Here is a 7912-nt window from a genome sequence, read left to right on the forward strand (position 1 = left end):
CTTTAATTGAAAAGCCTTCCGTCACTCTCACTGAAGAACAACTGCAACAATGGACAGGAGCTTACCAATTTGATGATGTTGTGCGTTTTATCACATATAGTGACGGTTCTCTTTACAGTACTCGTGAAGGTGGGCAACCCTTTAAACTGTTTCCTCTTTCAGAAAATGAGTTTCAGTTTAAAGACAGTTTCACAACTTATAAGTTTTCTAAAAAAAATGATAAAAAAGAAACACTCTTTACTGACCGAATCAACAAAAGCAAGGGAGTTGAAACAGATAAAAGCCCCAAGACTGAAAAAGAATCTGTCTCTTTACCAATGGAAGTTCTTGTTCAATACGAAGGCACTTATGAGCTAAATCCTGCTTTTCATATTGTGGTTACAACACGGGAAAACCGCATTTTTGCTCAGGCAACCGGTCAGCCGGAATTTGAAGTTTTTGCAGAAAACGAAAACACTTTTTTCCTTAAAGTAGTAGAAGCCAAAGTAACTTTTAACAAAAACCCTGACGGATCTGTTAAAAGTTTGACACTGTTTCAGGGCGGTCAGGAAATTAAAGGGGTAAAGATAAATTAATCAAAAAATCTTTAAATCATTTACCTCCATCAAATCGATGGAGGTTTTTTATGCATTAAGGTTTCTGTAAAATACAAGATGTGAAAAATAAATTTTAGTATCTTTCCCCAATTAATAACAAAATCTATCTTTTAACAATGAAAACTTTTTATTCCAAAAAAAATGTACCTGCAAAGATGCTGTTTACGGCATTTTTTGTTGTTTCATTTTTACTTTCCCCTTTCAGTAATATTTTAGCACAAGGTGTAACTCCAGATCATATTGCAAAAATGAAAGCAGTAACTGGCAGCACTATTTCAGCTGATGGCAACTTTGTTGCATATACAGTAAGCGTACCTGCAGATGCGTTTAAAGAAAACGCAACAAACAAAACACACCTTTATGTTTTAAATACGACAACTGGTGAGTCTAAACCTTATTTTACTTCTTCAGGAGTGAGTCAGGTAACTTTTCGCCCTGCAAAAGGAACAATCACTTTCTTGACCAAACAATCTGGTGATTCCACAAATGCACTTTATGAATTAAGCTTAACAGGAGGTGAAGCAACCAAACTATTTTCATACAATACAAACATTTCAAATTACAGCTGGCAAACAGATGGTAACCGATTGGCCTTTTCCATTTCGGAAAAAGATAACAAACCCCAAACCCCTCTTAGCTACTCCCCAGACTTCTATGAAGAAGATTTCAACCAGCGTAAAGGATTCATTGTCAATCTTTCTGAAAACAACCCACAACCACAACAATTGAATGTTGATGGAAATATTTATATGATGAACTGGAGCCCCGATGGGTCTAAAATTGCAGTATCTGCTGCGCCCACTTCTTCAGTTGATGACTCTTATATGAAACAAGGTATTTTTGTGGTGAGTAGTAGTAGCAGAAATGTAATCGCGACTATTGACAACGAAGGTAAACTAGGACAAATTGAGTGGAGCCCTGACAATAATCAACTAGCAATAAAAGCGGCAAACGACTTGCATGACCCTATTGACGGCCGTATCTTAATTGTCTCAGCAAATGGAGGAAAGCCTGCTATAATCAACCCAAATTATCAGGGTAAATATGAGTCCATAAAATGGACCGATGCCAATACCATTCACTATCTGGCAAGTGAAGGAACAAGTTCTGTGCTAGGAACCATTCGTCCGGATGGAACTGGTAACCAGCAGATTTTTAAATCTGACGCTCATAACATTACCTCGTTTTCAAGAGCATCAAATGGCGCCATCTCATTTACGGCAAGTTCACCCCAACATCCCACTGAAGTATTTACGTTGACAACAAAAAGAAATGCATCTCCTCAAAAAAGAACCAATAATAACCCCTGGCTGAGTGAAGTACAACTAGGAAAACAAGAAGTGATTACCTACAAAACACGTGATGGAAAATATGATATTCAAGGAATTCTAATGTACCCGCTAAACCACCGGGAGGGAACCAAAGTACCTTTAATAACCGTAGTTCATGGTGGTCCTGAAGCGCATTATACCAATGGCTGGCTAACCGCATATTCAATTCCCGGGCAAATGGCAACTGCAAAAGGTTATGCAGTTTTTTACCCAAACTACAGAGGAAGCACAGGAAGAGGAGTTGAATTTGCTTACAGTAGCCAAGGAGACCTTGCAGGAAAAGAATTTGACGATATCGTAGATGGAGTAGATTATCTGATTGCAGAAGGTGTCGCTGATGAAAAACGCATTGGAGTAACCGGGGGATCCTATGGAGGATATGCTTCTGCTTGGATGAGCACTTACTATTCCGATCGCTTTGCTGCTGCAGTAATGTTTGTTGGAATTAGCAATAATCTCTCAAAATGGGGAACCAGCGACATTCCGGAAGAATTGTATTTAGTACACTCAAGAAAACGCATCTGGAACGATTGGGAAGGTTATCTGAAAAGAAGTCCTGTGTATTATGTAGATCGCTCTCAAACCCCTATTCTTATTATGCACGGTGCTAATGACCCAAGAGTACACCCGGCTCAGTCTATGGAGTTGTACCGCCATTTAAAAGTAAGAAAGCCTGAACTTCCAGTAAGACTTATTTATTATCCTGGAGAAGGCCATGGAAACCGTAATTCAGGTTCAAAATATGACTACAATTTAAGAATGCTACAGTGGTTTGATACTTACCTGATGACAGGTGATAAAACCGCAGCTAAACCCGATTTAGACTTACCTGTAAAGAAATAAATCACACTATAATTACCTAAAAAAGTGATTGGTAACCCCAATCACTTTTTTGTTTATTTATCTCACAAATACCTCACAACTCTTTACTAAAAAGAAGGTTTTACTTTCAATACAGAATAAATAAAAAAAAACCTAACTATATAATTTTCATATAATTAGGTTGATATTTGCGAGTTTTGGCAAACTCTTTTGTCGGGATGACAGGATTTACAGAATCCTTTTACATCCATTGCTGGAAATACAAAAGTGAAACTATCGTTTTCTCACTTTTTTATCCCCTTACGGTTTACAAAATTGCATTTTGTACGCTTCAGGGAATAAAAAAAGTGATTTGCTCTCGCAAATCACTTTTGTGCTTGTCGGGATGACAGGACGATGTACGCCCTATCTAAACCCTTATAAACATTGAGTTTGTTTGATTATCATTCTTTGAACTCACAAATATCTCACAATAAGAACAGAACATTTTGGTTCACTTTGGTTTCGTGAATGAATTATAAATATACAAAATTTGCTTATTTAATAAAAGTAAAACTTATTGAATCTTCACCCTGATTAATCAATAATAAACTCCTCTACCACTTCCTTTTTTATGCCCGTAAAACTTGCAAATTCTTCTGTGGTGACGAATTGATGTGGTTCCTTGTTTAAGTATTCTCTGATTTTGGACAAGAGGTTCCTGGCGTGTCTTTCACTCTTGCCGGTGATACGCTGAATATCTTTTGGGTAAATACATATCCGTTTTGAATTCTTCATACTTTATCCATACTTCATCTACCCTTCAAAGATACAGCATCGTAGGGGGTTAATCAATGTTTTAAGCGGTTGTGGTGGTGTTTTTTTGTGGGGTGGACTATGGTTTCATCTGTTTTGGTTTGATTTGGTATTTGCGGTTAAAATGGTCTGTTTCGGAAAAGGTGGTTGGTATCGGAAATGGGGTTCTTTGGGTGGTGGTGTGTGCTTATACTTTTGGGTTTTATTAATCAAAAAATCGAATAGTTATGGCAAGACAGACCGGAATTATCAGGTTGAAAGGTACCATTGGAGGTGTTACCTTTTACAAGACCGCCGACGGGCATTTGGCTCGTGAAAAAGGTGGTGTGGACAAAAACCGAATTGCCAACGACCCGGCGTTTCAAAGAACCCGTGAAAATGGGGCTGAATTTGGACGTGCCGGTGCCGGTGGTAAATTGGTGAGAAAGGCCATTCGTTTGCTGTTGCAGAATGCAAAGGACAAACGGGTGACCAGCAGATTGACTCAATCACTTATGAGAGTGATTAAGACGGACCCAACCAATGAGCGTGGGTTGAGAACCATTCCCGATGGGGATATGGCATTGATCAATGGGTTTGAGTTTAACATCAACGGGAAATTGAGTACTGTGATGTTTGCTCCCTACTCCCCTACTTTGGACCGTGTTGCCGGGACCTTGGATGTGGAGATCCCGGTGTTTACTCCTAATGCGAGTATCGATGCTCCTGCAGGGACTACTCACTTCAAAATCGTGAGTGGGTTGGCTGAGGTTGACTTTGAAAACGAGGAGTTTGTTTTTGACAGTCAGGAGACTGCGATTCTTCCTTGGGATGCTCAGGCGACTGCATTAATCAATCTTCTCTCTACGGTAACCGCTAACTCTACCCTGCCGCTGTTGCAGGTGCTTGGTGTGAGCTTTTATCAAGAGGTGAATGGTGATATGTACCCGTTGAAAAACGGTGCTTACAACTCCCTTAGTTTGATTGGTGTAGATCAAGTGTAATCGTGATTTCATTGGGTGATGGAATTGCAATTGTTCAGGAATCAGTTTGAAGGGGGCACCAATGGTGCCCTTTTTCATCAAGGGAAGTTCATTTGTTTTATGATTGAATTGCCCTGGAAGGAGAATGCGCGGAACGTTTCGTGTATTCCTGGTGGGCGTTATGAGTTGGCGCTTTGGTATACGGACCGGTTTAAGCATCATTTAGTGGTTAAGAATGTTACCGGGCGTTCGGGGATTTTGGTGCATCCTGCGAATAATGCGGTGAAAGAGCTTCGGGGGTGTTTGGCTCCGGTTATGCATTTAACAGGTATTGGAACGGGGGTGCTTTCGCGTAAAGCGTTAGAAAAACTCTTACTATTCATTGAACGGTGCCGAATGAAAAAGGAACCCTTGTTTTTGAACATTACCTCAGCGGTGTTTGATGCCGGTGAGGGAACTAATTAGCTAATTTAATTTTGATTTGAGTTATGAATTTAAAAGAACGTTATTCAAAACCGACTCCTAAGTTTTTTAGGACGTTGCGAAATATTGGAATTGCGCTTACTGCTGCAGGTGGTGCGATACTGGCTGCTCCTGTGGCGATACCGACTGCTTTGTTTACCATTGCCACTTATGTGACGGTTGCCGGAACCGTGGCCACTGTGGTGAGTCAGGCGGTGGTGAAAGATGAGGATGATGATCATGATGAACCCGGCGGTGATGCGCCTGCATTAGGTATTTAGTTATGGAAACACATTCTTTTCATAAGGTTAGTTTTTTGGGTGGCACTGCGTTTGGTTTGTTGCCGAATTTGCCTGTGGAGGATGTTTTTACAACGGTTATCATGGCCTTTATTGGCGCTGTGGCGAGTTTTATTGCTTCAGTGGTGTTGCGGTTTATTTCCCGGTGGTTCGGGAAGTAGGTTGGTTTGATGAGAAAGCCCGGTTTTGGTGTACCGGGCTTTTTTTATTGTTTTAAACAGGGCTTGCGCCCTGTTTTTTAGTTTAACTGCGGTTGGTATGACCTCATCATTAAAATTTTGTAGTTTTTGAGGTTTACGGATTGCCTGCGGAGGTTTTCTTCTGCCTCTTCCAGTTTTTTGAGGACCTTGAAGCGTTCCTGCCAGTAGTGGCCGTCATAGTTAAAGAGGCATTCTTTAATCAGGTTTTTGATGTCGCAAATGGAAACAAACGTGATGACGGAGCCTTTGTGGTAAGGTTTGAACAGGCTACCTGCGTGGAGGATGGCGCATATCCAATAGAGTTTTTGGAGGTCGCTTTGGTTGTTGCAGAATACGACAAAGGCGTTTCTGTAAGGTTCAAATGACGGTTTTCCGGCATTGTTTCCTTTGTTTAGGATGAAGAAGTGCGGGGTGTTGTAAAACCTTCCGTGTTTGTGGGTTTTGATTTTGAAATTAAGCATAATTATGGATTTAAAAATTAATTATGCTTTCGCTCGCTTCGCTCACATATTTTTCGGAACAAAAGAAAAAACAAAAAAAAAGAAAGCCCTATCACTGAGGGCGTGGCTGCGCTGTCAAGGTTTTTGGAAAAAATACTACCCGGGTTTGTAGTGCTCAGTGTTCAGTGGCAGTGCACAGTTCAATAAATGAGGGGATGCTGAAAAAAGTACAGCATAGAGGGTGGAGATTTTTTTCAAAACCGGAGGCTTGACCTTGACAGTGCATTGGCGGCTGGTGTAGGAAGCCCACTAGCTTTGTTTTCTTTTTATTTGTTTTCGCAAATATATCTAATTTTTATTTTCAAGTTATTTTTCCTTTACACTCTTTAGGATGAAATGAGTACCTATAATTTACTTATAACTGAGCTTCTGAAATTTAAAAAATAATGTATTTTAGATTTATGAACAGGATTCAAAAAATGATAGTTAAGAAAATGGCCGTTGGTTATACACAAGCTGAGGTTTCTGAGTATCTAAAAGAAAGAGAAATTTTACCTAACAGTGTAAGTATGATTGAAAAAGAGCTTAAGAAATTAAGAAAAGAATTTGGTGCTCATAATATTGTTCATCTTTTTGTGATACTATCAAAGAAGGGATATTTATAGTAGCGATTTATCATTATACATTATTCCTTTATTAAACTTTCGGCGGACACGATCGCAGGGATTAGATTGAGACGTTTTCGTAATCTACTTTGTCTAAGATAGATTTTACATCGCTATGAATTTTTGGGCTGAATAGGTCTTTGCTTACTGTGTATGGGTTGAGCTCTTCTTCGGGGTATTGAGCGTTGATGAGGTGTTGGATATCATTATCGGTAAGGTTGTCTGCCAGCCAGTCTTGTTCGTTTACAGTTGGGATCAAGATGGGTTGTCTTTTTCGTTTGTTATGAATTTTTTCAAACAAAGGTGATGCTGATTTTGTGAGGATTGTGAATGTGGGCATCCCGTCTATTAGGGTATAAATACCTGCTAATGCAAATGCGTCATTGTCTTGCCGGGAAATGTAAAAGGGATATTTTTTTCCTTTTTCTTCATGGGGCTCAAAAAAACTGGTAACGGGAATTAAGCAGCGCCGGGAATGTGCCGCGTGTTTGTATATGAAATGATTGAACAACTTTTCTGATTGGGCATTTAAACCACCGCCATAGCGGACGGCTTCTTTATAATAAGCATCTACTTCCTCCGGTTTTTTGTTTTGTGGTACAATGCCCCATTTGCCTTCTACCAATGCTGCAGGTTCTTCCTGGGGGATGATGAGCATATTGGGATGTGCAAAGCCGTTTAAATGGTATGAGGGGATGTCATAGGCATCTCTGGCATCATCATCGTGGAGGCTCACTTTGAAGCGGTTTTCAAGCTTTGTTACTTTTTTTGTTTGAGAGGTGTGGAAGCACATGGCGGTTGAGTTATGAATTGATGTGTTAAATTACAAAAATTATCAAATAGTTAAAACTAAGATTTTAATAGCATTGACTCTATACTGAAAATAGTAGCCGTGATCATTTAGAGGGATAAATTAATCAAATTCAAGATAACCATCACAGATGTTTGGGACGATATGAATTTTGAAGACAAACTAGGAGTGCGAAGTTATAAACTTCGCAGCGAGGGGGGGGTTATGTGGCGTTGTTTTATAACGATTACTTTCACTCACCTTGTTCAATTATTCTTAACCTTCTGTAAAAGCGATCAAAAAAATTATTGAACAAATTATATTTTAGGCGCGATGATTTGTCAATTGTCTTTGCCATAATTTCAACTGTAAATTTTTCGCGCTCGTGATTGTAACCGTCATATGTTTTACCTGACCAACGGGTTATTACACCCAGCGCTCCCAAGCATAATGTCTCTTCTTTGGCCCACATAAAATAACTGTGTGAGTTCATTAAATATTGTAAATCCTCAGGTCTTGGAAAAGAAGAATTTTGCGTAACAGTTTCTAG

Annotated in this window: 11 protein-coding genes; 7 read left to right on the top strand and 4 right to left on the bottom strand. The window is 39.5% G+C overall.

Annotated elements, in window-relative coordinates; genetic code table 11:
• The coding region (locus AACY61_RS05490; protein ID WP_339610580.1) for a DUF3471 domain-containing protein at positions 1-575 on the top strand (575 nt) is incomplete at its 5' end.
• Between the two features lie 137 nt (positions 576-712).
• On the top strand, positions 713-2770 hold the full coding sequence (locus tag AACY61_RS05495; protein WP_339610581.1) for a S9 family peptidase: 2058 nt from the start codon (positions 713-715) through the stop codon (positions 2768-2770).
• Positions 2771-3325: 555 nt separating this feature from the next.
• On the opposite strand, the gene AACY61_RS05500 is transcribed toward AACY61_RS05495, so the two are convergent.
• Positions 3326-3526, bottom strand: a complete 201-nt coding sequence (locus AACY61_RS05500; RefSeq protein WP_339610582.1) for a hypothetical protein — start codon at positions 3524-3526, stop codon at positions 3326-3328.
• 245 nt (positions 3527-3771) lie between these two features.
• Here AACY61_RS05500 and AACY61_RS05505 point away from each other — a divergent pair, with 245 nt between their 5' ends.
• The 4 genes from AACY61_RS05505 (at position 3772) to AACY61_RS05520 (ending at position 5428) form a co-directional block, all read left to right on the top strand.
• Positions 3772-4527: a hypothetical protein gene (locus AACY61_RS05505; RefSeq protein WP_339610583.1), complete on the top strand. Its 756-nt coding sequence runs from the start codon at positions 3772-3774 to the stop codon at positions 4525-4527.
• Positions 4528-4545: 18 nt separating this feature from the next.
• A complete protein-coding gene (locus AACY61_RS05510) occupies positions 4546-4971 on the top strand; it encodes a DUF5675 family protein (RefSeq protein ID WP_339610584.1) in 426 nt (141 codons plus the stop codon).
• A 131-nt stretch (positions 4972-5102) separates the two neighbouring features.
• Positions 5103-5249, top strand: coding sequence for a hypothetical protein (locus AACY61_RS05515; RefSeq protein ID WP_339610585.1), 147 nt, complete (start codon positions 5103-5105; stop codon positions 5247-5249).
• A gap of 2 nt (positions 5250-5251) precedes the next feature.
• Positions 5252-5428 (top strand): hypothetical protein, encoded by a 177-nt coding sequence (locus AACY61_RS05520; RefSeq protein ID WP_339610586.1) that lies wholly within the window; start codon positions 5252-5254, stop codon positions 5426-5428.
• A gap of 77 nt (positions 5429-5505) precedes the next feature.
• On the opposite strand, the gene AACY61_RS05525 is transcribed toward AACY61_RS05520, so the two are convergent.
• Positions 5506-5928: a hypothetical protein gene (locus tag AACY61_RS05525; RefSeq protein WP_339610587.1), complete on the bottom strand. Its 423-nt coding sequence runs from the start codon at positions 5926-5928 to the stop codon at positions 5506-5508.
• A gap of 458 nt (positions 5929-6386) precedes the next feature.
• Between AACY61_RS05525 and AACY61_RS05530 the strand changes: the two genes are divergently transcribed.
• The gene (locus AACY61_RS05530; RefSeq protein WP_339610588.1) at positions 6387-6572 is read left to right on the top strand and encodes a hypothetical protein; all 186 of its coding nucleotides are present in this window, start codon (positions 6387-6389) and stop codon (positions 6570-6572) included.
• A gap of 61 nt (positions 6573-6633) precedes the next feature.
• Here AACY61_RS05530 and AACY61_RS05535 read toward each other — a convergent pair whose 3' ends face one another.
• Positions 6634-7365 (bottom strand): SOS response-associated peptidase family protein, encoded by a 732-nt coding sequence (locus AACY61_RS05535; RefSeq protein WP_339610589.1) that lies wholly within the window; start codon positions 7363-7365, stop codon positions 6634-6636.
• Between the two features lie 250 nt (positions 7366-7615).
• Positions 7616-7912 (bottom strand): hypothetical protein (locus AACY61_RS05540; RefSeq protein WP_339610590.1); only part of this gene is annotated, 297 nt, incomplete at its 5' end.

Source organism: uncultured Planktosalinus sp., assembly GCF_963973675.1.
Taxonomy (GTDB): domain Bacteria; phylum Bacteroidota; class Bacteroidia; order Flavobacteriales; family Flavobacteriaceae; genus Planktosalinus.